The following is a 21380-nucleotide window of genomic DNA, read 5'->3' as shown; positions in this document are numbered from 1 at the left end:
CCGATGGTTAGAGTTCGCGGCGCATGGCGTCGTGAAATGCGTCGATGACGGCCTCGTTGCGCCGGAAGAACGCCCACTGGCCGATCCGCGTCGACGTCACGAGCCCCGCGCGCTGCAGCGTGGCGAGGTGCGCGGAGACGGTCGACTGCGACAGCCCGCAGCGCGCGTCGATCTGGCCCGCGCAGACGCCGTGTTCGTACGGCAGCGTCTGTTGCGGGAAATGCTCGTTGGGCGTTTTCAGCCAGACGAGGATCTCCCGGCGCACGGGGTTCGAGAGCGCTTTCAGGATTGCGTCGATGTCGATTTCGGTCGGCATGGAAGGGCTCGGTGTTTCGGTTCGGCAAACGGGTATCGTCGATGAGCGAATCATATATCGCAATTTAACGATATGCTTGAAACCACTGCTGCCAATGGGGTTGATAGGTGTCGACATACAAAAAAGGTCGCACTTATGAGAAGGGGGCGGAAATGTTCAAAAAAGACCACACCTCGTATTTCGCTATGTGGAAAAGTGAGATAAGTGGTTGATATCAATCGACTTTATTTTCTGCTGCGTTAGGGGCCTGGGGAGTCAGCAGGGGCGTGCAAAAGTTTCCCGCCAAGAAAATTGATTAGTATTTCTACGTTAATGTGCGTACTAGGTCGCTGTGGCAAGGGAAAGCGATATCATTTCATGAGGCTTTCAAATTGAGGTGGGAATCCACTCAATGTGAGTCGGCTGAATGACCTGAGGTTGGCGCTTTCCCTGCGGGTGACAGAAGACCAAGGGGGAGCACGGACGAGCGCCGCGCCGACTGCACGGGGGTGGCTCAACATAGGCCCTTTTTGCGGCGACGGCAGACTTACAGGACCGTGTGACATCTCGTCGACGTTGTGGCGCTCAATCGCGAGAACTGAAGGGGAACATAGTAAGGGCTATGTTACCCCTCATTTCTGGACATGGGCGAAGCCGCCGCGTGCGCGGCCGCTCACACCACAAAAGTTGTGTCTAAATTTCAGCTGATGTTGTGTCGATCGTCGGCCGGCGGGATTAGCTGGCGGCGTCACCGCCGGCGGCCAGCCTGCCTCGCCTCGTGGCGCAGCCGCCTCATTCAGTTCAGTACCCCTTTCCGAAGATGGCTGCGCGTCATCGGTCTGGTCGTGGCGGCCGCATACCGCGAATGACGCGAAACGGTGCGCTCTATTCAACCGAAAGTCGTTCCGACGGTTGACGGTGGCATTACACACGCGTAAATTTCTCACGACAGTTATTGCGTTAGGTACTAACGAAAAGGGTGCAATGGCAACTCCAGGGAAGGCGCGCGTGAGCGCACAGCGCGCGGCGAGACTCGAAGCAGGATGGACTGAAGTACGGGTCTGGGCTGCGTCACGGGACGACGTACAGGAAATCAGAAATTTTTCGGAGCAACTTCGAATGGAACGCCTTACAAAAGACGTGCGGCGTATTGGCCGCGAACGCAATACGCCCGCGGCTGTGGTCGACCGCGCCTTGGAGGCGATCGGCCTGCAGGACTCGCCGGAATTTACGACGCCGTCCGGCGCGACTCTCACGCTTCTCTCGGATCTGGCGCGCGCACATCAGCTGCAGGACCTGAATGCGGTGGTCGAAATGTTCGCACGGGCCCACCCCGGCAACGCACGCTTCGTCGCGGCAAGTGTGCCGGCGAAGGTGCTGAACAGCGACATCGCGCACCGCCTCGATTTTCGCAGCACGGAGCGCATCCAGAAGTGGCAGGCCGCACACCCGGATTGGGTGGCCGAGATCCAGGCGGCGCTCGAAACCTTTACCCTCGACGCTTGGGCGGAGGTCGCAGTCAAGGAAATGCAGGCGATCGTGCTGAACTAGACCACGCTGCGACATGATCAGGACCAATTTTCGGGCCGATCTCCTGGCGCACATCGACAAGCAGTTCGAGGACCTAGGCTACCATCCGAAAGCCGCCGGCGAAGTGCGCGAAACCGCAGCGCCATACCTGATGCTGCTGCTTCAGGCGCTGCGCCGCCTGCCCGCCGCACGGCCGCGCCGGGTCGTTCTCGCCCCGGAATTCACCGTACCGGTTACGCATCACGGTGGTTTTCAGGCGCTGGCGCGTGCGATCGAAAGCGGGATGACTCTCCGCCCATGGCTAAGCACGCGCATCGAGAGGCTTAGGACGCGCGACGCACTGCTCGACGATTGGGGCATCCATCACTTCCACCTTGGCGCCGTTCGTCATAAAGAACGCAAGGGGTTCGTCGCCCGAACGGATGAAGTCGCCTTCGCGATGGTGCGCCCGGACGCCGTCTATTTTCTCGTTGCGACCAGCCACAATCGCGAGACTGCGCCTCTTGTCTGGACCCAGACCCAGCTCGTCGATATGTTGCATCGCCACTGGCCGGACCTTATGGAGACGCCAACGCTGCGCGCAGGCGGAAGTGCGCTGACCGCGGAAAAACATGCGGAACTGAGAAGATGTAGGGTCAATGCCGGTGTCACCGTGTCGGACGGTACGGTGTATTATCCGCCTGGCGGCGGCGTCATGAGCAACGGCGACGGCGGAATCGACTTTCTGTATCAGATGCAATTGCTCAGGCAGGTCGAGTACTTGGAGACGGCAATCCAGCAACGAGAAGTGTCGATCCGCGCAATGCTCGGTCTACGCGAAGCTGAGGAGCTGGAACTCAAGGCGCGATTCCAGATCGATTTTCCGGAGGGATTCGCCGTTGATATCCACGACCCAGTGCGGAAGATGTCTGTACGGCTCTGACTGGGGGAACTCGCGCCAGACGCGCGCTTCCCGCTCCTAGCGCTGAAAAGCGGCGAATGTCGAGACACGCGATCCGATCACACACGCTCTGTTCCTCGCCTGCTACCGATCCTGTGCAGCGGGCGGAACAATTTTAGCCAACACTATGGCAATGACACCCACACAAAAGCCGCCGATAACGGCGGCGGTCGCTTTATCCCACGGTTGTCTCAACCCTTGGCGTTCTTCTCTTTCCGATAGCTTCGGGTGGCTGCATCCGAACGATCCAGCGCGTTCTTGAGCCGATTTACGGCTTCGCCGGTTGCCGACTGCCGGACGCTCCCTGTGACAAGTGTCGGGGTCGGTGTTGGCAACCGGCGACGAATCGTTACGTCTCGGACTCGACCGTCCAGACCATGTATCTTTACAGCCATGACACGCTCCTTCGTGCGAGCCTGCCGAAGTCGGCAGTTTTAAAGAATTCTAGCGCAAGCTGGCGAATATTCGCAGCAAACGCATTCAGATCCACATCGTTCATGTCGATCGCATGGGGCGAATCGATGATCGCGACGACCGCCTGAGCCGCGCTCGCTTGTTCGTCCGCTTTCGGATCAATCACTGACACTGGAACGGCGGCACGCCACTGACTGTCCCCAAAAAGGTCGTCGGTTTCGCCAAAACCCCGATATTTGAGGTATACGTCCAGAAAAGGTTCATCGGAGATACGCTGGCTCCACGCAGCGCCGACCGTCGGATGATCGAGTGCGATCCTGAGCCGATTTGTCGTCGGTCGGTGGCCCACCTGATACACGACAGTCATCGACAAGCGGTCGCCAGGTCGCTGTACGGCGAGCGCGATCCGCGGCCAGGTCCCGTTGCCGGGCTCTCCCCAGCCGTTCATCGTGTGGAGATCGTTCCAGATCGACGTTCGCATTTGCTCCAGAGCCTGACTGACCAGTGCAGGGATTTCCGTCAGCTCGCGATCGAGGATGAGCCGCGTTTTTTGCTGCGCCCGCATGACCTCGGCACGGTAGTCGTCGAAGCTGGCATCGAACGCGAGGATGTCAAGCGAACAATCAAGCGGGACGTAAACGAGCCTATCGATGCCGCGCATGTGTATCTGAGGCGGGCCGGCCACGACCGCGTCAATCGCGGCCAGCACCCAATGTTTGGGTTCGGGATTGCTTTGCTGGGAAGGCTTCAGGCCAAAAGCGATCGTCACTGCGGATGGATCGAGGCCTCGCTCCTCGTCGAACGACCAGACCGGCAGATTCGACACCAATCCGCCATCCAGAAACGAGCGGTTTGCCGAGGCATTTTCGTGGACCCGTTTGATAGGCACCGTCCACTGCTCGAAAATGAACGGTAGCCGAATCGACGCAGCCACCGCGTCGGCGATCGCGACGTCCGGCGTCGTTTCGAGCGAAAACAACTCGAGCGTCTGGTCGGTCAGGTTAGTGGCAACCAACTTGAGCGGCAGACCACCCGATGCGTCGAGATCGGCGAACGTGACGTTTATCTTGCCGGCGCCAAGGGTTTCGGATAGGGCGGCATCGATGACCGTCCTCACCTCGGTTAGCGGCGCGAGACCCTTGTAGATTCGGTGCAGGCGACGCCCGATATAACAAACAGCGACGATCAACGCGAACAGAGATGTCGGCGGCGCCATCCAAATCGCACTCGCGGCGACCGCCAGACCTGTCACGCAGATTGCCCATCGTCGCCATTTCGGTTGTTTGTCCAGCGTGGCCGCGAGCTCCATGATCCGGAATTTCGTCCGGATCAGTTTGGAAATCTCGCCCCAACCCGCCGACGTGAATAGATCAATCGGCCGCCTATACTTGCCTTCGGCGACGCGTTGAAGGAGATGCGTGCGATTCAATCCGTCGAAAATATCCCGCGCTGGGTATTTGGCGGCAATGAGTGCCGCCACGATAGCACCGGCGGAAGTCCCAGCGACGCCCGCAATTTCGAGCGACAGTTCGTTGACTGCGGCCAAACCGCCGACATGGGCAATTCCTTTTGCCCCGCCCCCTTGGAAAGCCAAGTAGACGCGCTGTCGTTCCTCTGCGTTAGACATATCCATCAAAAATTGAGTATGACCTTGGTTCTCGGGGTGTTTCGCCGGGCGAGGTTGTTTGCCAAATAGGTGGTGTGCAACACGCGATTGTAGCTTTCCACGCGCACCGCAGTGGTGGAGGCGCCAGGATGAAATCCTGATCGAGTCCATTCGGGCGCGATGCCCCAGCTCTTCGCAGGTGACTCAGTCGTCTGCGTCGGCTACCTGTGTCTTCATTTCGCTCCCCTGACGCGGGACGCCAGCCAGCCCGAGAATGCGTCCGTAGACGCGTTTGCAAAACGCGTCATCTCGTTCGTCCTGATCACCATCATTGCGCACGACGTGCTCAAGTAACGCACCGCGCCGCCGCATGATCTCGTGAGTTCCGGCCTTCTGAAGCAGATAGCTTTCCGAGTCCGATCCCATGGTTTCGATCAAAATTCGGTGGCGCTGCGCTTCATGCGCTTGCTGCGTCACCTCATGAAACTCCAGTTCGAAGTCGGCCCGGCAATTGGCCGTCTCACCCGACTCGAGTGTCACCTCACTGTCGAACAATGGCTTTGTCAGCGTGACTGTTACGCCCTTTCTACGAACCCATTCGATCACTTTGAGCAGTTGTACTAGCGTACGCCGCTCGTAGTGACTGTCGAGCGGCACCGGTTCGTCTTTGCTGTACGCGTGCTGTGCGAACGCTTCCCGCACGCGGGCAGTCCCATCCCGGGCGCGGTCGACGACCGCGAGCACCCAGTACGGGGGGGGACTGTGGCGCTGGTCCCTGCCGCCAATGCGCAATGGCTGCTGTGGTGTCACCCTTGCAGGTTTGAATCGCGTATGCTTGACCGCAGTTCCATCATCGATTTCGTCAGCCACGAACAGCATGAAGGCGGTGCGCTTTTTGCCAGCGGGCCAGGGAAGTGCATCGATCTCATTCATTTTGGCCGGAAGCCTAGTCCACGGCTCTGTGAATAGCACATCGCTCAGGGACAGCGACTCGCTCATTTCCTCGGCCTTGGCAAACGCGTTGACGCGTGCCCACCACGACTGGTCACCTGATAACCACGTCGCCCCGGAGAGCACCGTGTTGATGCCCGCATGATGGAGCATCGTGTAAAGGACGCGCCCGAGTTTCGCTAATCGCCGGCCACGGGCGGCTCCCCCGGCGCCGTGTTGTCCATCGGAAGGGTTCCTGCCACCACGCGGCTCGTGTTCGTCGTCGAGATAGTCGAGGGTATCCTCGACCGGACGCAGCGGGTGGTGTTTGCCTGGCTCCGGCGCTTCGTCCTCGTCAACTTCCACGTCCGGATCGGTACGAAAGGACTGCAGCGCGCATGTATGGGGCCCGTATCCATTCAGACGCATGAAATGCACCGGTCCCTGTTCGCGTGCCCGAGCCGTTAATCTCGGCTGCTGGCTGCCCTTAATCTCGGTGCCGCGACAGTCGCATTCGAGCCAATACTGAACATCCCGACCATCGCGCATCTCGGCGAGGATTCCCGCAATGACGCCGGCGTCGTGAGCTTCAGTTTTCTCACCGGCGCCGCAAAAGCGGCGCACCGACTCGGCTTCGTCGGCACTCAATTCGCGGACCACCGCTTCTGGCTTCTTTCGATTGATCAGGCGCATGACAAGAGTTGGCAAACATATGAAGTTTTCCATTCTAGATCGGTTGAGCGGGTCGGTGGGTATGGTGGGTGAGCCGGGGCCATTCACCGGCACCGACCCGTGGAGGCGTGCTGGCCGACTTCAAAGGCCGCATCATTTGTCGGGCACGAAAATGCCCAGTTCGATAATGTTCGATTATCAGAAGGGCGATTTTTGCCAGATTTGCGTTTCTCGGTGACACTTTCGTCAGACCCTTAACCGACGCGGCCGGATAGGGCGTTGGTCGCGATCGAGCCGTAGGCGCGGGCAACCGACGCGGTGCTGCGACCGTGCGGCACGTTACCTTTTTCGTATCCAACCACACCGGCCCATGAGCCGCGAGGAGCACCACTTGAGCAGCCACTACAACAATTCGATCGAGCGGAACCGCCATAACCCGGGCGACGAAGTTTTTGAGCTGAGGAGCTTGCTGTGCAACATCCACCTGGACGAGGCAGCGGCGGAGAAGGCCAAGAGCCTTCTGCGGACGGTCTACGCCAGCCACCAGCCGGCCATGCGCGAGCATGCCTATCGTGCGTGGCGCGGCGATCCGCAGACGAAGGCTTTTGCGGAAGCGTTTCGTGCTCGATTCCTGCCCGACTATCGCGACGACGGGGTGGACCCGACCCAGGTCGAGCCCACGGCCGAGCTGACAGAGCTGGTCAACGAGCTGCCCGAATGGGTGTTGGCGCCCCACGCGCTAGGCAACACCGAGCGTTATACCCGTCGGTTTGCCGGTCAGCCGGCGTTGCTGCAGCGTGAAGCCGGCGACCGGTGGCGCCTGACCTACCTAGGCTACCGCTCCGTGCTATTCGTCACGCGGGAAATCGCCGAGCGCGACGCGCCGAGCTTCGCGCTCGCGGTGCTTGACACCCTCACCAAGCAGCTCAAGGACTGACCGTGACCGGCCCCATTCTCACCACACCGGCCCCGCGGCCGACAGGGATGCGCGATGAAATCTCGAATCTTCGGCTGCAAGGTCGGCACCGCCGCCGCAATGGTGCTGATGCTCGACGTGGACGACCTCGAATACACGCTGCGACGTTAGAGACTGGCGGCCGGGAGCGGGCGGGTGCGCCCAACCCGCCGGCGCCGGCGTGACGTGCACTCCGATTGAATAGTTCTGACAAGGGACCCCTATGGCGGTATTCGAAGCCGCAACAATTGTAGGTGTTCATTATTTGCGCTAGCCGTGTTCAGAAACGTTGCTAGCGGAAATTCTCAAAGAAGCCTCGGCGAACAGGGACTTTTTGAAGCTTTCTGGCGGCTGCTTAGACGTTGCGTTTCTGCAATAGAAACTTGGCCAATGTTCACTAACGTTGCTAGCACGTTGCACGTGTTCTTTAATACTGATAGCGCACGTGTCGCGTGGATTGATAGGAATCCATATGGCTTCGATCGAAGAGCGGGCCGCTCGAGCAGCGAAGATTGCGTCCGTGCTTCGACCGCTTGGTAACGGCGTGCTTTCTCGACAGCTGGCAGAACGAGCAGCACAGCTATTAGGCGTTCACTGCACCACCGTATATCGCCTGCGTTGACGTTTCCTCGCAGATCCGGTCGCCAGCACATTAGAGCCAAGGCAGCCGGGTAGGGCGACCGGGGGCAGACTGCATCACGGTGGAAGAGGGAGTGGCTCGATCCGTCAGCCGACTACTGCCGGGTGCACCACAGCCTGCTCGAGACTGTTCCGCAATCGATTTTCGCCAGAGCTCCGAATTTCGACGCCGCGCTGCGGGCGATATCACGTTATCGATGCCCACCGCTTAGGCTGAGCAAAACACTACGCTAGTAGTATTAGTGAACATTGCTAGCACTCCTTTGGGCGCGGCTAGCATTGATTGTGAACTCCTACATCAGGTACATCGGTATTGCCGGCGTGAGACAGGTTGGAGCGCACCGTGTACAAATCGCCTGCGGACTTTTTCATCGCGGCCATTGTCTGCGCGTCTAGCCCATTGGCTTTTGCCGCGCGCTCAACCAATTCGCGCACCGCTTTTCCGTGCGACACCTTCTTGAGATTCCGGAGTGCACTGCCCGACCCGGTATCGGCGCGCACTACTCGGTCCTGGAGTCGCCGATCGATCCATTGGACCACAGACGGCGGGCGACTCCAGGACGGTGCCAGCGAATCGAGGATGGTGTCTTGCACTCGCACGAAATCATCGTCGACGCACCGGTGCGTCAAGGCTAAGGGTCTTGATCCGTCGAAGTGATTGCCTCGAACCTTCTTCGTAAGGACGAGGCCGGCCAAGAGCTGACGTTCGCTAACGCTCTGACGGCGTCAGTCGAATGGCAGTTGTCGTCAGCGAACGGACTTCTCCCTAGCGTGATTTGCCACCTCGAAGGTTCTTGCGTGTGACACCAAACTGCCTCGCACGTATGCCAGCACCCCTCCGATTCTGAATAGTGGTTTCTTGGCGTGGTCCCGGTCTATCAAGCGCCCTGATGTCCCTGACAAATGCCCTAACTTCGTTCAACTGCCTGTACTGATTTGTTTGTGGGATGGAAACCCGAGTCGAGTCAATTTTAAGCAAATACGCGATAAAAGCGTCACGCATATCTATAAAGCTCTGGCTATTCGAGCCATATGACTTTTGCTTCAGCTCATCACGTATCAGGCGACTATTAATTCCGGTCGTTAATGCCATTTGCTCCATGTAAACCGAAGAGTTGCCCAGTAGCTCGATATGCGCAATACCACTTTCCTTTATTGCAATTCGATCCGAAAGGGTCGGTTTTGCCACATTTGGGTCTAGTGTTTCCAACAATCTCCGGTCAAAGAGGCGAGTCACGACTGCCAAAACGGATTCAATGGAGACTCCGCAGGCCTCAAAGAAATCACACAATTCCGATATCAGCCAATGTCGCGCTTCTGCTTGATCTAACCGAACATTTGCGGAACGCTGACGTAATATCCAGAGTACATAGAGGGCAAGCAAAGGAGATGTCGGCTTACGTGGATCTGTATAAAATAGGTTGCAAACGTACTCATTTTCCAGCTCGGAAAAGCGATCATATTCCCCCTTTATAAGTGCTCGGTGAGTTCGATACTTATCAGAAGAAACAGACGGCCCGCCATAGTGAGACTTGACTATGTCGTCGATCTTGATTTCCGGAGAAACAAAAATTCTTTCGGCTAGCCGCAACATGCGCCGAATGTCGAAATTTGCAAGTCGCCCGATGAGGCCGGAGACGTAGTCGCTATCAACAAATATTCGCTCGATTGCGTCCGCGAACATCGATAGGTCATCGATACTTACTGAAAATCCCTTTCTTGAAAAATAAGAAGAATTATTGTCTTTCTCCAGACTGATTTTTTCCTTTACAAAGCGCACTCGCCGCGACAGTATTTCCTTAGCCTCGGGAACTGGAAGATAGAAGCTTTTGGCTGCATAGCTTTGAAGTGCGCCAGCCTTGCTTAGCCTCCAAACAGTGCGATCTGTTATCGGAACAATGATGAAAACCGCAGACGCGCTCTCGAGCGAATGCGCAAGCTGATAAATTTTGTCTTGGATATCAGGCGAGAATTGATCGGTGTTATCGAAGACAATACATGGCAAGCGCTTCAGCCCTATGGCAGAGCGCTTCAGTAAGAGGCGAACATATTCTTCCGGTTGGCTCTCCCTTCTAACCTCCATATGGTCTCCGAAAGCAATTTTGAACTGGTCTTTGTTGGTTTCGTACAGTGGTTTTTTGGGGCCTTCCTTCCAACGAACGTATTCCCCCCAAAAAATACCTTGGAGATCGTCGTAACTGGGCGGTTGATTAGTACAGATCTGAACTTCCAACAACCCTCGAAGTTGGCGAATTGACCATTCGACTATACCTGAAGGATCGCCAGAATATTCATCTAGATTGACTCTTGCAATTGAACATTGTTGTCTTACGCTGAGCGACAATATTTCTCCAAAAAATCGATCTATAAAAGTTGATTTTCCAGAGCCTTTATTGCCAACAAGGAGAACCGTTTCCGACCTTTGAGAGGTTAACGTTTTCTCGATTTCTGCCTGAAGAGCAGAGCTTTCGGCGGTGTCGAGCGAGGCTATACCGTTCAGTACGTTTTGAACGATCTTTTGGAGTTCGAAATCGGCGCGTCGACTTTCCGGTGTTTCGACAAAGCATGCACGCACCATCTCTTTGTCTTCGGTATTTGATAGACGGGAGAAAAACTGAGAGAAAAGTAAAGATGCATCGGTTGCGAGGGCGTCGCGTGGCTTCATGTGTGCGTCAGCGGGATTTGCAACGAAATATTGTTCTTCCGCCTCGCCGATTGACACTCCTTCGGCTGAATTAAGGTGCGCTAAATGGCGTCGCTCAAGTACGTATGGAAGTGCAAGTAATTCCGCAAACCGCGAAAAGTCATCCCTAACGGAGTCCATTGTAGGGAAGAAAATTCCTTTCCCCTGCAGGGGAGGAAGGCCATCTGTTCTTGAGGCTTTGAAAAACAACCAACAACGACCGTCAGTGAGCACCGCCACTGGCGTACCTTGCTCGGTCGCATACGCTAGTGCTTGGTGAATTCCCTCTTTCAACGGTTGCAAGACCGGACCATTAAGGGACAAGATCGTGGCCTTATTTGCGGTCGTACTCGCCTTGAGTAGACCCGACCGCTTAGCCTCAATTACTATAGCCCCTCGTCGTTCGCCGACTGTTAGCAGATAATCGATATATCCAGAAGAGGTTACTGGTTCGGTGAAAACGGATTCATGCCGCCACCCCAAAATCTCAAACAAAATCCGATCAAGGGCTTTTAACCGCGTATCGCTCTCATTGGGAGCCTCATTGAGGGCTGCAGTTACCTCCGGTTCTAGCGCGATAAAGTCCTGAAACATCTGATCGATGCCTGTCGCCATTTTTCCCCCGAATGTATCGGCAGAACTTCAGTTGACTTATGTTGCACGGTAAGTATAAGCCGGACTAGTGCAGGCGAGATCGGCCGCTGTGGCAATGCGGGGTTGGCCGACGCAACAAGCGTGGATGACCGTTGAACGTCGGAAGCAGCCGTTGAAAGGGTACGAGATCCATTGGCTGTTCCGGGTCGCGAAGTGCCTTTGCCCCCCGGCTCCGCAACGGCCACTCGATGTCGCGCGGGGTTACATGCAGACATCGCAGAATGGCATGATAACGAGATGGAACCTTATCATGACACCACGATTGCTCGTTCAAACTTGGGTTCCGCCGAACCGGTGACCGCGACTGCCGGCGCCATTGGGGAGTTGACGCTGGTCTTCGCGAGATCGCGGCCAGTGACAACTTTAATTCGCAACGCACAACCTCATGAATTTTCGAGTGTTTCGCATCTTCTGGTCAACGTCAACCGGCGAAGTGACAACTTTGCTTCGCAAACGGTGACAAGTTTAATTTGATCGACGCGAACGGACATCATTAGGGAAACACTGATCAATTCGGCTTGGCGATCATCGCTGACGAAGCCGAGGGCGTTGTAGAAAGAAGCTCACGGAACGGTCCCACGACGATGAAACGGCAGATTGGTTTTGCAGAAGCGGAAAACCTGGGCAAGAAGCGAGTGACCCGGCGACAGCGCTTCCTTGCGGAAATGGAGAAGGTGGTGCCGTGGCGGCGCCTGCTGTCGGTGATTGAGCCGTACTACCCGAAAGGTGAACGGGGTCGGCCGCCGATCGGTCTTGAGCAGCATGCTGCGGATCTACTTTCTTCAGCAGTGGTACAGCCTGTCTGACGAAGGGCTTGAGGATGCTCTGTACGACAGCATCGCGATGCGCGCCTTCGCGGGCATCGACCTGGCGCGCGAGGGCGTGCCGGACGCTACCACGCTGCTGAAGTTCCGGCGCCTGCTGGTGGAGCACGAACTGACGCGAAAGCTGTTCGATGAGATCGGCATTGAGTTGTGCGAGCGCGGGCTGATGATGAAGGAAGGCACGCTGGTGGATGCGACGATCTTCGAGGCCCCGCCGTCGACGAAGAATGCCGAAAAGAGCCGGGATCCCGAGATGCACCAGACGAAGAAGGGCAACGAGTGGCATTTCGGCATGAAGGCTCACATCGGGATGGACGCTGACGCGGGGCTGGTGCATAGCGTGATCACCCCGGCCGCCAATGAGTCGGATGTATCGCAGGCACACGCGCTGCTGCACGGCCACGAGCGTGAAGCGTTCGGCGATGCAGGCTACACCGGCGTGGACAAGCGCGAGGAGATGAAGGGGCGGGCACTGAAGTGGCACGTGGCGCTCAGGCGCAGCAAGATCAAGGCGATGCCCCAGGGCATGCTCAAGGATCTGGTGATTGCGGCCGAGCGGACCAAGGCGCAGATTCGCGCGCGGGTTGAGCATGCGTTCCATGTCGTCAAGAATCTGTTCGGACATCGCAAGGTGCGCTACAGGGGGCTGGCCCGGAACACGGCGCAACTGTTCAGCCTGTTTGCACTGGCGAACTTGGTGATGGCACGAAAGCGGCTGTGGCCATGCCATGGGAGCAGTCCGTCTGGTGTGTGAAAAATGCTGGGACGTGGTCGCGCAGATGCCCCAAATTCACTGCGGCGGCCTTCCAGTTTAAAAATTGCGCGCCGTATGTGCCGATCCGGCTGCGATAGGCTCATTGATCAGTGTTTCCTTAGGGAATTGCTGCCCTCTGTATTGGCTGGCAATTCAGGTACGGACATTTATGTGCATCTACAATAGGTATCGGCGTACAAAAGGATTACGGCCGGAAGGGGGCGGAACGCCGAAGCCTCTCGCCGGCCGCCTGCTCACTTGCGCAACGATCCGGTCAGTTGACGCAATTCGTCCAGCAGCTTGACCGCGGGTGTGGGTAGCGTGCCGCGCCGGCGCCGAAACGCGGTCAACGTGCGTTGCGCATCCAGGCCTTCGATGTCCAGCGCGTCAATGACGCCGGCCTTGCTTTCGGTGTCGTACATCGGCTCGGCCATCCATGAGACGAAGCCGCATCGTGCTACCAGGCTTTTGAGCACGGTGACCGAACGGGTCTCGACGGCAATGGCCGGCATCGGGAGGCCTCGGGCTTCGAAGGTTTCTTGCATGTGGGCATAAGGTCCGGTTCCCTTGGGCGTGATGGCCCACCGTTGTGTCAGCGTGTCCTCGAGCCGAAGGCCGCGCGTCGAGCGCAACGGATGATCGGTCGCCGCGACCACGAAACTCCGGTCGGTCCATGAACAATCGGTGAGCGCAGCGACCTCGTCGGTTTCGATCCCCGAGGTGCAGAGCGCCAGGTCGATCTCGTAAGCGAGCAAACCCTCGACGAGACGGTCCCACACGCCTTCAATCACCTCGACGCGCAGGTTGGGCCATTTATCGAGCACGCACGCGATGGCCATCGGCAGCACGAGGCTCGCGATGCTGCCCACCGCGCCCACCTTGATGACGCCTTTCGCGAGGCCGCGCATCGCGTCCAGTTCCTCGCGCGCCTGTTCGGCTTCCCTTTGCAGCAACATGGCATGCGGCATCAACGCCTCGCCCAGCGCGGTCAGCTGCATCCCTTTCGTGTGGCGCTCGAACAGCGGCGCCCCGACCGATTCCTCGAGCCGCTTGATCGATCTGCTCAGCGCGGGCTGGGTCATGTCGAGCAGCGTCGCGGCTCGTCCCAGGCTACCGGCGGACACGATCGTCGTGAACATCGTCAACTGCTGCAGATTGAAACTCATCGCGGCGAACCTGATTGAAAGGGAATAAAGGGGGAGAACAAGATCCCGAGTCGGATGGCGCTAGGTGTCTTCCCTGAAAGGAACCGCCGCGTACGCTCGCGGCGGCTGCCGGAAAACCGGTGCTGGCGGCGCTCAGCCCCGTCCGGTAAGGCTTCCGGCCTGAATGGACCCGCCATGCCACTCGGCGATGTCATGCATGAATGTAATGACTTTGAGCATTCTTGGCAATTTTCAAACAAGGTATCGAATCCCATACTGCGGCTCATCCCATCACCGCCAGCCCGAAGGGCGAACCGCAGAGGATTCGAGATGCAACGAAACACAAGTGGGCAGCCGACCGTTCGCGACGCCGTCGTGGACTTGATGCGGCGCCTCGGCATGACGTCCGTGTTTGCCAATCCCGGCTCGACCGAGCTACCGATGTTCCGCGACTTCCCGGAGGATTTCCGGTACGTGCTGGGCTTGCAGGAAGCGGTCGTTGTCGGCATGGCGGACGGGTATGCGCAGGCGACCGGCAACGCCGCGCTGGTCAACCTGCATTCGGCGGCCGGTGTCGGCAACGCGATGGGCAACATCTTCACGGCGTTCAAGAACCGCACGCCGCTGATCGTGACTGCCGGCCAGCAGGCCCGCTCGATCCTGCCGTTCGATCCGTTTCTGTCGGCATCGCAAGCAACCGAGTTGCCGCGCCCCTACGTGAAATGGAGCATCGAACCGGCTCGTGCCGCGGATGTGCCGCTGGCGCTCGCCCGTGCGTACCACGTGGCGATGCAGGAGCCGCGTGGCCCCGTGTTCGTTTCCATTCCGGTCGACGACTGGGATCAGCCGGCCGACTTCGTCGAGGCGACACGGGTCAGCACTCGGGCCCGCCCCGATCCGGAACGGATCGCGGAGATCGGCGACGCGCTGGATCACTGCCAGCGGCCGGCCATCGTCGTCGGCGCGGAACTCGATCGCGCCGATGCCTGGAGCGAGGTTATCCAGATCGCCGAGCGCCACAACGCGCGGGTTTACGTCGCGCCGATGTCGTCGCGCTGCAGCTTCCCTGAAGATCATCGGCTCTTCGCCGGATTCCTTCCGGCGATGCGCGAAAAAATCGTCCGGATTCTGCACGGGCATGACCTGATCTTCGTCGTCGGGGCGCCGGCGTTCGCGTATCACGTCGAAGGCAGTGGGCCGCATGTGCCTGACGGTGCGGCGTTGTACCAGCTCATCGACGATCCGGCCACCGCGGCGTGGACGCCGGCCGGCACGTCGGTGGTGGCGAACATTCGCCTGGGGCTGGCGGACCTGCTCGCCCGTCCGGCGCCGCGGGGTCGGCCGCTACCGGCGCCTCGCGAGGCCGTCGAGCGCGCCGAGCCCACGGCGGTCATGTCGGTCGCCTATGCGTTGCAGACGCTGTCCGAGGTCCGCCATGCAGCCGATATCGTGGTCGAGGAGGCGCCGAGTTCGCGCCCCGTCATGCAACGGTATCTGCCGTTCACGCGCGGTCAGACGTTCTACACGATGGCAAGCGGCGGTCTGGGCTACGGCATGCCCGCCGCGGTGGGCGTGGCTTTGGGCAAACCGGGCAGCCGCGTGATCGGCCTCATCGGCGACGGCTCGGCGATGTATTCACCGCAAGCGATCTACAGCGCGGTCCAACTCGCTCTCCCGATCACATTCGTTATCCTGAATAATTGCCGCTACGCCGCCTTGCAGGAATTCGCGCCCGTATTTGGCTTTTCCGCGTCGGATCCGGTGCAGGGCACCGATCTCCCGGGGCTGGATTTCGTTTCTCTCGCCAACAGCATGGGGTGCAAAGGGGTTCGAGTGAGCGACGCACGGTTGCTCAAGTCCGCGCTGGAAGACGCGTTGTCGTCGGGTGAAACGCGCCTTGTGGAAATCGTCGTGGCCTGACCGTGAATCGGCGGTTCGGCAGGCCGGCATGTCAAACATATTCGAGGAGACGGAAGTGAATCAGGTAGCGATGCTGATCAATGGCGAGCGCACGATGGCTCGCGACGGGGCGACATTCGAGCGCCGTAACCCGCTCGACGACACGGTCGCCTCGACGGCGCCGGCCGCGACCGTCGCCGATGCACAAGCCGCGGTGCACGCCGCGGCCGCCGCGTTTCCCGCATGGTCGGCGATGGGGCCGGGCGAGCGACGCGCGTTGCTGAATCGAGCGGCGGAGGCACTCGAGGCAAAGGGCGACGCTTTCGCGCTGGCAATGGCAACCGAAACGGGCGCGTCCCGCCTGTGGGCCGATTTCAACGTCAAGCTTGCGGCCGACGGATTGCGCGAAGCCGCTGCGATGATCACGCAGATCTCGGGCGAAGTGATTCCGTCGGACGTACCCGGCAGTCTCGCGCTGGGGGTTCGGCAGGCTGCCGGCGTCGTGCTCGGGATCGCACCGTGGAACGCTCCCGTCATCCTGGGCGTGCGTGCGGTTGCGTTGCCGCTGGCGTGCGGCAATACCGTCGTGCTCAAAGGCTCCGAAATTTGCCCCGCGACCCACGGCCTCATCATCGAGGCATTGCAGGACGTGGGGCTGCCGCGCGGCGTCGTGAACTTCGTCACGAATGCGCCGGCGAATGCCGGCGACATTGTCGAAGCGCTGATTGCCGAGCCCGCGGTCAGGCGGGTGAACTTCACGGGTTCGACGCGCGTCGGCCGCATCATCGCGACCCAGTGCGCGAAGTATCTGAAGCCTTCGGTACTTGAACTCGGCGGAAAGGCGCCGTTTCTGGTGCTTCACGATGCCGACCTCGACGCTGCCGTGCAAGGCGCGGCATTCGGCGCGTTCGCCAATTCCGGCCAGATCTGCATGTCCACCGAACGCATCGTCGTCGACACGGCGATCGCCGACGAATTCGTCGCGCGTCTGGCCGAGAAGGCCAAGAGCCTGCCGCTTGGCGATCCGAGAAAGGGCCCGGCCGTCCTCGGTTCCGTCGTGGACATGGCGACCGTCAGGCGATGCAACGACCTGATCGACGACGCGCTGGCGAAAGGCGCGACCCTGGTGTGCGGAGGGAAATCCGATACCACGCTGATGCCGGCCACGTTGCTCGATAACGTGACGGCGGACATGCATATCTACCGGGAGGAGTCGTTCGGGCCCGTCAAGGCGATCGTCCGCGTCGATGGAGACGAAGCGGCCATCGCATGCGCGAACGACAATGAATATGGTCTGTCGGCGGCGGTCTTCAGCCGTGATGTCGCGCGCGCGTTGACGGTCGCGCGGCGTATCGAGTCCGGGCTTTGCCACGTCAACGGGCCGACGGTTCACGACGAGGCGCAAATGCCGTTTGGCGGGATGAAGTCCAGTGGTTTCGGGCATTTCGGCGGCAAAGCCGGAGTTGCGGAATTTACCGATTTGCGCTGGATCACCGTGCAAACGACGCCTCGTCACTACCCGTTCTGATCGTTGCCGCGGTCGGGGCGCGTCTTTTTCATGGTGGAAGAGACGGGCCTCCGGATCGTGGACGCGAACAAAACAACAACGATATACCGGTGAGTAGCCTTCGCTCCTCGAACGACGAGCGATCGGCACAAGGAGACTGCAATGCCTGTCGTCAATTTCGAGTTGTCGCTCGATCGCATCCGGTTCGAGCTTGACCGTCACGTCGGAACACGGATTACCCGGCGATGCGATTCAGACTTGACCAATCTGGCGGGGAGAGCGAAATGAACGATCGTAATCCTCTTCTGCCGACGGTAGACATCGGCCGTACCCTCGACGATGGACCGTTCTCGGCGTTCCAGCGAACGGTCGTCCTGCTCGCCGCGCTTGCGATCGTGATGGATGGATTCGACGGGCAACTCATCGGGTTCGCCATTCCCAGCCTGATCAAGGAATGGGGCATCACGCGCAACGCATTCGCGCCCGCCGTCGCAGCCGGCCTCGTCGGCATGGGGATCGGCAGCGCGTTCGCCGGGCTGTTCGCGGACAGGTTCGGCCGGCGCTGGGCCATCATCGGGAGCGTGCTGGTATTCGGCTTGGCGACGAGTTCGATCGCGCTGTCGCCGGACGTCACGACCATCGCGATCCTGCGCTTCTTCGCGGGACTGGGTATCGGCGGTGCGCTGCCGAGCGCGACGACCATGACGGCGGAATTCACGCCTGCGCGCCGGCGCACGCTCGCCGTGACCGCCACCATCGTTTGCGTACCGCTCGGGGGCATGCTGGCGGGGCTGTTCGCGAGCGTCGTGCTGCCTCATTACGGCTGGCGGGGACTCTTTCTGATCGGCGGCACGCTTCCCGTGGCACTGGCGCTGCTGCTGTATTTCGTCATGCCGGAATCACCGCGTTATCTTGCCCGCCGTCACGAACGCTGGAACGAATTGCGTCACCTCCTGACCCGCATGTCCCGCTCGATTCAGCCGGACGCCGTGTTCGCCGATCAGAAGGAGCAGAAGGCGGGACCGCGCCCGGGCTTTCGTGCGCTGTTCGCGGACCATCAGGGCCGTGACACTGTGGCGATCTGGGTCGCATTCTTCATGAACCTGGTCGCGGTCTACAGCGCATTCAGCTGGTTGCCGACGATGCTGGCGGGCGAGGGGCTCAGCCCGTCGGTGGCCGGTTCCGGTCTGACCGCCTACAACCTCGGCGGCGTATTCGGCGCAATGGGCTGCGCGCTGGCAATCGGTCGGTTCGGATCGCGCTGGCCTTTGCTTGTCTGTTGCCTGATGGCATCCGCGAGCGCGCTGTTCCTGCGCGGTCTCGACGTGTCCGCCCACACGACGTTGCTCGTGTTCGGAATCGGTCTGCACGGCCTCTTCGTGAACGCGGTCCAGTCGACGATGTATGCCCTTTGCGCGTACGTCTATCCCACCGAGATTCGCGCGACCGGGACCGCGTCCGCGCTCGCGTTCGGGCGGCTTGGCGCGATTCTCAGCGCGTTCGCGGGGGCATTCGTGATCACGCAGGGCGGTGCGTCCGCATACCTGGGCATGCTGGGCGCCGCGATGGCGATGGTGTTCATCTGCCTGATGATCGTGCGTCGCCATATTCCGCCCATCAATGGCGCCTGACCTCGCTCGTCCGGTCGACAGCGGCGCGCGAAACCGCACGCCGGCGCGCCGCGTTTTTTTGCATCACGATTGACTCCGACAGTACCCCGATCATGACAACAGGATTTCCCGGCATGTTCTCCGTCAGCGACTATCGAGACGAAGCCAGACGGCGGCTGCCACGCATGGTGTTCGACTATCTGGAAGGCGCGGCGGACGATGAATCGGGGCTGACGCATAACCGTTCGGCGTTCGACACATTGCAGTTGTTGCCGCGCCGGCTGTCGGACGTCAGCACACGCGCGCAGTCCGTGGCGTTGTTGGGCCGGCGGAACCCGTTACCGCTGGTGATCGCGCCAACGGGCCTCAATGGCGCTTTCTGGCCGAAGGGCGACCTCGCCCTTGCGCGCGCGGCGGGCAAGGCCGGTATTCCGTTCGCGCTGTCGACGGCTTCCAACATGTCCATCGAGGAGGTGGCAAAGGGGGCCGACGGAGAACTGTGGTTTCAACTGTACGTCGTTCATCGCAACCTCGCGAAGAGCCTGGTCAATCGTGCCCGCGCGGCGCGCTATTCGACCCTGATCCTCACCACCGATGTCGCGGTCAACGGCTTTCGCCGACGCGATCTTCGCAACGGTTTCGCGATGCCGTTCAAGGCCAGTGCACGTGCGGCGGTCGACGGACTATCGCACCCGCGCTGGCTTTGGTCCTATCTGATGAACGGCATGCCCGAGCTGAAGAATTTCGCGACGGACGATGCATCGGACACGGCCTCGCAGGCCGCGATCCTGCGCCGACAGATGGATGCGAGTTTCGGTTGGGACGACCTGCGCCGCCTGCGGGACGAATGGCCGGGCAAGCTCCTCGTCAAGGGCATCGTGACGGCCGACGATGCCGCGCGGTGCGTCGCGCTCGGCGCGGACGGCGTCATCGTTTCGAACCATGGCGGCAGGCAACTCGCCGCCCTGCCGGCGACAGCCGACGTGCTGCCGGACATCGTCGAGCGCATCGCGGGCGCGACGATCATGCTCGACAGCGGCATACGGACGGGGGCCGACGTCGTCAAGGCGATCGCGCTGGGGCCCAGGCCGTGATGCTGGGGCGCGCCACGTTATACGGGTTGGCGGCCAGAGGGGAAGCCGGCGTGAGCGACGTCATCGAGATGATCAAACGGGAAACGGACCGGACGCTCGCCCTCATCGGTTGTCGCTCGGTGGAGGCGCTCGATCGCAGCTACGTTTCGAAGCGGCCGTCCCGGGGTATTGCGCATTGACGCCGGATTTTGGATGCGTAATGGTCCGGGTTAACGCTCTCGCGTATCTGCCGCCGGAACCTCGTGCCATGAATCAAGTGACGACCACGGATCATTACCATCGCGACGACAGGCTTCAGGCATGGGCGGATCAGGTTCGGGCCAGCTGCGTCCCGATGGTTTTCCGGACCGAGTCCGATCAGGGGTTTCATGGCGAGATTTCGAGCGTGAACACCGACGGCGTGTGTGTGTCGCGGATCTCGGCGGTCGATCACGTCGCGGCGCATGACTGGGACGAAGTGCGGCGCACGGCGGACGACTACCTGCTCGTGGCGATCCAGACCGAAGGGCGAGGCGCGATCGAGCAGGATACCCGCACCGCGTTCGTCGGCCCTGCCGACATGGTGCTGTTCGATTCGTCGCGCAGTTTCGTCTGGCATTTCTCCGGGCAGCATTACACGATCCGCTTTCCCCGCAAGGCGCTGGAGAAATGGGTGCCGTGCGGCCGGCAGCACACCGCGGTGAGGATTCCCGCGGCCACCGGGATCCGCCGGATCGCCGCGGACCATATCGCGTCCCTGCACCGGGCGCTTTCGTCGGACGAAGGCGCCACGACCGGTTGCGAGCGGCTTGGCGATGTGTCCGCGAACCTGGTCGCGCTGGCGTTGGCGGATTATTTCAACACGGTCCCGCTGCCCAAATCCAACGTGAAAGAGATGCATCTGCTCCGCGCACGTGCGTTGATCCGTGACCGTATTCGCGAACCGGAACTGGGACCCGAACAGATCGCCGATGCACTGGGGGTATCCAGCCGTTATCTTTACCGGCTGTTCGCCGAGGTCGGAGAGTCGATCGGCGAGATCATCTGTACGGCCCGACTCGACGGATGCGGCGAGTGGCTTCGGCAACGCGCCTACGCAAACCGCTCGATTACCGATATTGCGATGGCGTGGGGTTTCAATAACGCATCGCATTTCAGTCGCACGTTTCGGCGTCACTTCGGCATGTCCGCGCGCGACTACCGTGCGACGCATCGCGACGCTGTCTGAATCGCCGCTGAGCGGGCTGCAC

The 21380-nt window shown here is 60.1% G+C and carries 15 protein-coding genes and 1 pseudogene; 10 read left to right on the top strand and 6 right to left on the bottom strand.

All coding sequences use genetic code 11. The features are described 5' to 3' along the window. Positions 1 to 7 precede the first annotated feature (7 nt). Entirely contained in the window at positions 8 to 316 is a 309-nt protein-coding gene (locus AC0KUR_RS05555) for an ArsR/SmtB family transcription factor (RefSeq protein WP_034189475.1), read from the bottom strand. Positions 317 to 1414: 1098 nt separating this feature from the next. On the opposite strand from AC0KUR_RS05555, the gene AC0KUR_RS05550 reads away from it, so the two are divergent. Both AC0KUR_RS05550 and AC0KUR_RS05545 read left to right on the top strand, forming a co-directional pair. Next, positions 1415 to 1846 carry a hypothetical protein gene (locus AC0KUR_RS05550; protein WP_154233769.1) on the top strand — a complete coding sequence of 144 codons (432 nt, stop codon included), beginning with the start codon at positions 1415 to 1417 and terminating at the stop codon, positions 1844 to 1846. A 13-nt stretch (positions 1847 to 1859) separates the two neighbouring features. Continuing rightward, positions 1860 to 2747 carry a hypothetical protein gene (locus AC0KUR_RS05545; RefSeq protein ID WP_034189477.1) on the top strand — a complete coding sequence of 296 codons (888 nt, stop codon included), beginning with the start codon at positions 1860 to 1862 and terminating at the stop codon, positions 2745 to 2747. 403 nt (positions 2748 to 3150) lie between these two features. On the opposite strand, the gene AC0KUR_RS05540 is transcribed toward AC0KUR_RS05545, so the two are convergent. Both AC0KUR_RS05540 and AC0KUR_RS05535 read right to left on the bottom strand, forming a co-directional pair. Then, positions 3151 to 4812, bottom strand: a complete 1662-nt coding sequence (locus AC0KUR_RS05540) for a patatin-like phospholipase family protein (RefSeq protein WP_195761857.1) — start codon at positions 4810 to 4812, stop codon at positions 3151 to 3153. A 177-nt stretch (positions 4813 to 4989) separates the two neighbouring features. Further along, on the bottom strand, positions 4990 to 6441 hold the full coding sequence (locus tag AC0KUR_RS05535; RefSeq protein ID WP_245169482.1) for a hypothetical protein: 1452 nt from the start codon (positions 6439 to 6441) through the stop codon (positions 4990 to 4992). Positions 6442 to 6778: 337 nt separating this feature from the next. Here AC0KUR_RS05535 and AC0KUR_RS05530 point away from each other — a divergent pair, with 337 nt between their 5' ends. Continuing rightward, the gene (locus tag AC0KUR_RS05530) at positions 6779 to 7324 is read left to right on the top strand and encodes a hypothetical protein (RefSeq protein WP_154233770.1); all 546 of its coding nucleotides are present in this window, start codon (positions 6779 to 6781) and stop codon (positions 7322 to 7324) included. Positions 7325 to 8254: 930 nt separating this feature from the next. Here the strand turns inward: AC0KUR_RS05530 and AC0KUR_RS05525 are convergent. Then, positions 8255 to 8575, bottom strand: coding sequence for a DEAD/DEAH box helicase family protein (locus AC0KUR_RS05525; RefSeq protein ID WP_154233771.1), 321 nt, complete (start codon positions 8573 to 8575; stop codon positions 8255 to 8257). Between the two features lie 172 nt (positions 8576 to 8747). After that, the gene (locus AC0KUR_RS05520) at positions 8748 to 11279 is read right to left on the bottom strand and encodes an ATP-binding protein (protein WP_473375508.1); all 2532 of its coding nucleotides are present in this window, start codon (positions 11277 to 11279) and stop codon (positions 8748 to 8750) included. 276 nt (positions 11280 to 11555) lie between these two features. On the opposite strand from AC0KUR_RS05520, the gene AC0KUR_RS05515 reads away from it, so the two are divergent. Both AC0KUR_RS05515 and AC0KUR_RS05510 read left to right on the top strand, forming a co-directional pair. After that, positions 11556 to 11792 (top strand): hypothetical protein, encoded by a 237-nt coding sequence (locus tag AC0KUR_RS05515; protein ID WP_473375507.1) that lies wholly within the window; start codon positions 11556 to 11558, stop codon positions 11790 to 11792. A gap of 110 nt (positions 11793 to 11902) precedes the next feature. Further along, positions 11903 to 12896, top strand: a protein-coding gene (locus tag AC0KUR_RS05510; RefSeq protein ID WP_473375506.1) for an IS5 family transposase whose coding sequence is annotated in 2 segments (ribosomal slippage) — positions 11903 to 12079 and positions 12081 to 12896 — 993 coding nt in all. Because the reading frame shifts where the segments join, the coding sequence is not laid out codon by codon here. Between the two features lie 254 nt (positions 12897 to 13150). Here the strand turns inward: AC0KUR_RS05510 and AC0KUR_RS05505 are convergent. Beyond that, entirely contained in the window at positions 13151 to 14062 is a 912-nt protein-coding gene (locus AC0KUR_RS05505) for a LysR family transcriptional regulator (RefSeq protein WP_034189481.1), read from the bottom strand. Positions 14063 to 14371: 309 nt separating this feature from the next. On the opposite strand from AC0KUR_RS05505, the gene mdlC reads away from it, so the two are divergent. The 5 genes and pseudogenes from mdlC (at position 14372) to AC0KUR_RS05480 (ending at position 21358) form a co-directional block, all read left to right on the top strand. Next, positions 14372 to 15961, top strand: a complete 1590-nt coding sequence (gene mdlC / locus AC0KUR_RS05500) for a benzoylformate decarboxylase (protein WP_473375505.1) — start codon at positions 14372 to 14374, stop codon at positions 15959 to 15961. Positions 15962 to 16031: 70 nt separating this feature from the next. Further along, positions 16032 to 17468 (top strand): aldehyde dehydrogenase, encoded by a 1437-nt coding sequence (locus AC0KUR_RS05495; RefSeq protein ID WP_473375673.1) that lies wholly within the window; start codon positions 16032 to 16034, stop codon positions 17466 to 17468. Positions 17469 to 17731: 263 nt separating this feature from the next. Continuing rightward, complete coding sequence (locus AC0KUR_RS05490) at positions 17732 to 19078, top strand: MFS transporter (protein WP_034189484.1); 1347 nt, start codon at positions 17732 to 17734, stop codon at positions 19076 to 19078. Positions 19079 to 19170: 92 nt separating this feature from the next. Then, positions 19171 to 20330: pseudogene (locus tag AC0KUR_RS05485) on the top strand (alpha-hydroxy-acid oxidizing protein). 68 nt (positions 20331 to 20398) lie between these two features. Then, complete coding sequence (locus tag AC0KUR_RS05480) at positions 20399 to 21358, top strand: AraC-like ligand-binding domain-containing protein (RefSeq protein WP_473375504.1); 960 nt, start codon at positions 20399 to 20401, stop codon at positions 21356 to 21358. The last annotated feature ends 22 nt before the right edge of the window (positions 21359 to 21380 follow it).

It is taken from the genome of Burkholderia sp. YHN3-13 (genome assembly GCF_055810675.1).
The sequence above is the reverse complement of the archived record's forward strand: the minus strand, read 5'-3'. Positions and strand labels throughout refer to the sequence as shown.

What these genes read in the sequence shown, in the direction of transcription:
- AC0KUR_RS05555 (WP_034189475.1), bottom strand. Translation starts at nt 316, where the DNA reads ATGCCGACCGAAATCGACATCGACGCAATCCTGAAAGCGCTCTCGAAC.
- AC0KUR_RS05550 (WP_154233769.1), top strand. Translation starts at nt 1,415, where the DNA reads ATGGAACGCCTTACAAAAGACGTGCGGCGTATTGGCCGCGAACGCAAT.
- AC0KUR_RS05545 (WP_034189477.1), top strand. Translation starts at nt 1,860, where the DNA reads ATGATCAGGACCAATTTTCGGGCCGATCTCCTGGCGCACATCGACAAG.
- AC0KUR_RS05540 (WP_195761857.1), bottom strand. Translation starts at nt 4,812, where the DNA reads ATGGATATGTCTAACGCAGAGGAACGACAGCGCGTCTACTTGGCTTTC.
- AC0KUR_RS05535 (WP_245169482.1), bottom strand. Translation starts at nt 6,441, where the DNA reads ATGGAAAACTTCATATGTTTGCCAACTCTTGTCATGCGCCTGATCAAT.
- AC0KUR_RS05520 (WP_473375508.1), bottom strand. Translation starts at nt 11,279, where the DNA reads ATGGCGACAGGCATCGATCAGATGTTTCAGGACTTTATCGCGCTAGAA.
- AC0KUR_RS05515 (WP_473375507.1), top strand. Translation starts at nt 11,556, where the DNA reads ATGGAACCTTATCATGACACCACGATTGCTCGTTCAAACTTGGGTTCC.
- AC0KUR_RS05505 (WP_034189481.1), bottom strand. Translation starts at nt 14,062, where the DNA reads ATGAGTTTCAATCTGCAGCAGTTGACGATGTTCACGACGATCGTGTCC.
- mdlC (WP_473375505.1), top strand. Translation starts at nt 14,372, where the DNA reads ATGCAACGAAACACAAGTGGGCAGCCGACCGTTCGCGACGCCGTCGTG.
- AC0KUR_RS05495 (WP_473375673.1), top strand. Translation starts at nt 16,032, where the DNA reads ATGCTGATCAATGGCGAGCGCACGATGGCTCGCGACGGGGCGACATTC.
- AC0KUR_RS05490 (WP_034189484.1), top strand. Translation starts at nt 17,732, where the DNA reads ATGAACGATCGTAATCCTCTTCTGCCGACGGTAGACATCGGCCGTACC.
- AC0KUR_RS05480 (WP_473375504.1), top strand. Translation starts at nt 20,399, where the DNA reads ATGAATCAAGTGACGACCACGGATCATTACCATCGCGACGACAGGCTT.